This window comes from Bacteroidales bacterium (assembly GCA_035342335.1).
Classification (GTDB): Bacteria; Bacteroidota; Bacteroidia; order Bacteroidales; family JAGONC01; genus JAGONC01.
The window spans coordinates 1-2,534 of sequence record DAOQWY010000015.1; the positions used below are offsets into that span (position 1 = coordinate 1).

General features: G+C 47.8%; 3 protein-coding genes. All 3 read right to left on the reverse strand.

Annotation, left to right across the window (positions count from 1 at the left end):
• Positions 1-19: 19 nt before the first annotated feature.
• Entirely contained in the window at positions 20-703 is a 684-nt protein-coding gene (locus PKI34_08670) for a histidine kinase (GenBank protein ID HNS17880.1), read from the reverse strand.
• A 2-nt stretch (positions 704-705) separates the two neighbouring features.
• Positions 706-1,425, reverse strand: a complete 720-nt coding sequence (locus tag PKI34_08675; protein HNS17881.1) for a DUF5668 domain-containing protein — start codon at positions 1,423-1,425, stop codon at positions 706-708.
• Positions 1,426-1,904: 479 nt separating this feature from the next.
• A complete protein-coding gene (gene tnpA, locus PKI34_08680) occupies positions 1,905-2,342 on the reverse strand; it encodes an IS200/IS605 family transposase (protein HNS17882.1) in 438 nt (145 codons plus the stop codon).
• Between the last annotated feature and the right edge of the window lie 192 nt (positions 2,343-2,534).

A 2,534-nucleotide genomic window follows, 5' to 3' on the forward strand; every position in this document is an offset into this window, starting at 1 on the left:
TTGGTGGCATCATTTTATTTCAGGAAGTGGTACCGGTTTGGTTCAGGGCGGAAAGCGTACTCATCGTATTATCCTTTGTTTCGAGCGAATAGCGCATAAAGGACGACAGTTTGATCACCATTTCCTGCGCTTTTGCAGGATCGGTCATCGTCAGTGAACTGATCGAGTTCAGGCTGTTAAAAAGGAAATGGGGACGGATCTGCGAGCGCAACAGGTTCAGCTCCGCTTCCTTCAGCAGGGTTTTCAACTGGCTTTCTTTCTCCCTGTTTTCCTGTAACTCTCTGAAATTGATCACGAGATAATAGGTTGTCGTTAACAATGTATAATACAATATGCCTAAAAATATACGAATTGTCAATGATTCTGACAGGAATAAAAGATAAGGTGAATCGCCGGGAAAGTTGTTTTTCAGGATGAGGAAGGAAATGCCTGTCCAGATGAACAGGATTCCCGTTGCGCTCGTCAGGTGGTAAAAGAGCAGTTCGGGGAACGATTTCTTGTGAAGGTCGCTGAAGCGGACCATAAACCACAGTCCCATCCCCAGGACGGCAAACAGCAGGTTGAAGACCAGGCTGTCGCCCCAGGCGATGGCCGGGCGAAATCCATATCCCGATCTTAACAGGACATAGTGGACCACGATGATCGTCGTCCACAGGAGTCCGTAAATGATGGGAAACCGGTTTGTCTTTATTTTTTCCAGCATAATTACCGGGAGGTTTTAACTTCTCCGCCGCCAAAAATGGCCACGCCCTTGAGGAGAAGCGTCTTGCTGTAATCGATCTGTCCGATCATCCTTTTATCTTCAAAACCTCCAAAGATACTGAATACCTCCACTTTTACGTTCCAGTCGGGCGGGACGATCAGGGTAGAGCCCCCGAAAACGCAGACCATTTCCATCAAATGGGTGCCTGGCTGCATTTCTGCCTGGGTGAGATTGATGTTGGATCCGCCAAACACGGCAATGATTCTGCCTCCCCGGAACGATCTGGACTGAATGACCTTATCCGCACCGCTGAAGACCGATATTTCTTCTATGAAGTCATCTCCTTCCCGCACAACCCCAAAGTCTTTCCTGAACAGCTTTTTGCTGCCCAGCAGGAGGAACAATCCGACGAGGATCAGCAGTGAGGGCCAGAAGATCTTGGTGAAGGTGATAGGCCACTCAAACACATCGTCCAGGAGAAAGAATCCCCCGATCAGGATCAGGATGGTTCCGAATCCCCTGCCGTGTCCGTTAAAGAGGTTGATCAGTCCGATGGCGATGAGCAGCATCGGCCAGGAGATGATGTGGTCCCAGACGCTGTCGCTGATCATTCCGAAGTTGTACGCCAGCCAGAAGAGCCCCAGGGCCAGTACCAGGATCCCGAAAACCAGGGACTTGCTTTTCAGTCCCGGGCGCATTTGTTTTTGTTCTGATGTTTCCATGAAAAAGGGTTTTTAGTGGTTATTCATTGTCATTTGCTCGGCGCTTCGCGCCTCGCGTCATTCATTGTCATTCGTAGTCAGTTGAGCTTCAGGCTTCTATTTCTTGTCATTTGCTCAGCACTTCGTGCTTCGCGTCATTCGTTGTGATTCTTCGTTATTCGTTGTTCAATGATATTAGTCGCACGTATTTTCTCTGCAAAACTAATCCGAAGAATGACAGTACGGTAGCGAAAATCGGTAAACGAGGGATTTTAGGGGGCGAATGGCTCCTTCTGTTTCTTATTTAATGCATAACTGCGAAGAATAGAATCAGGTAAGTTTTAGGTAAATAAAACACAAGACGTCTATTACTTACCCCGCTCTTCAGAGCGGGGTCTGACGCTTTTCCCTCCACTCCCCGGGCTTTAGCCCGAAACAAGCGTATACTTACCCCGCTCTTCAGAGCGGGGTCTGACGCTTTTCCCTCCACTCCCCGGGCTTTAGCCCGAAACAAGCGTGTTAAACCGGTATTTTTTCATAAACTCCTGATATTCCTCAGTAAACGTCTTTTTCCTGTGATGCTCCTCCTGGTTCTTAATATACCTTCTTACCCGGTTAACTGCCGATTCACTTACCGATACCGCAAAATATTCGGTTTGCCATTCAAAGTTGAAGGACAGAATTTTGTTTTTGTTGATCCAATAGGATGATTCTCCTTTGAGCAACCTGATAATTTCTTCAATGTTTTGACAGGGTTTCATTGATATCAGGCAGTGGACGTGTTCGAGATGACCATTAATGGAATCAATATAAATACCCTTTGTGGTAGCATTTTCCCGGATATGATTGAAGATGACCTGACGAAGCTCCTTTTGAAGGAGGGGTTTACGGTTTTTGGTGGTCCAGACCAGGTGGACCCAGAGTTTAGTGTATCCCATAGTGAACTTAAGGTTTAGGGCTAAAGCCCGGGTTAAACGTTGTCGTCTTTGGACCCCGCTCTGAAGAGCGGGGTAAGTAAGTCGTAGTGCGTTTTCTGAGTCCCCGCGCTAAAGCGCGGGGTAAGTTAGGTTTAGGGCTAAAGCCCAGGTTTACGCTGTGGTTTCAAGCCCCCGCTCTGAAGAGCGGGGTAA

What these genes read in the sequence shown, in the direction of transcription:
- tnpA (HNS17882.1), bottom strand. Translation starts at nt 2,342, where the DNA reads ATGGGATACACTAAACTCTGGGTCCACCTGGTCTGGACCACCAAAAAC.
- PKI34_08675 (HNS17881.1), bottom strand. Translation starts at nt 1,425, where the DNA reads ATGGAAACATCAGAACAAAAACAAATGCGCCCGGGACTGAAAAGCAAG.
- PKI34_08670 (HNS17880.1), bottom strand. Translation starts at nt 703, where the DNA reads ATGCTGGAAAAAATAAAGACAAACCGGTTTCCCATCATTTACGGACTC.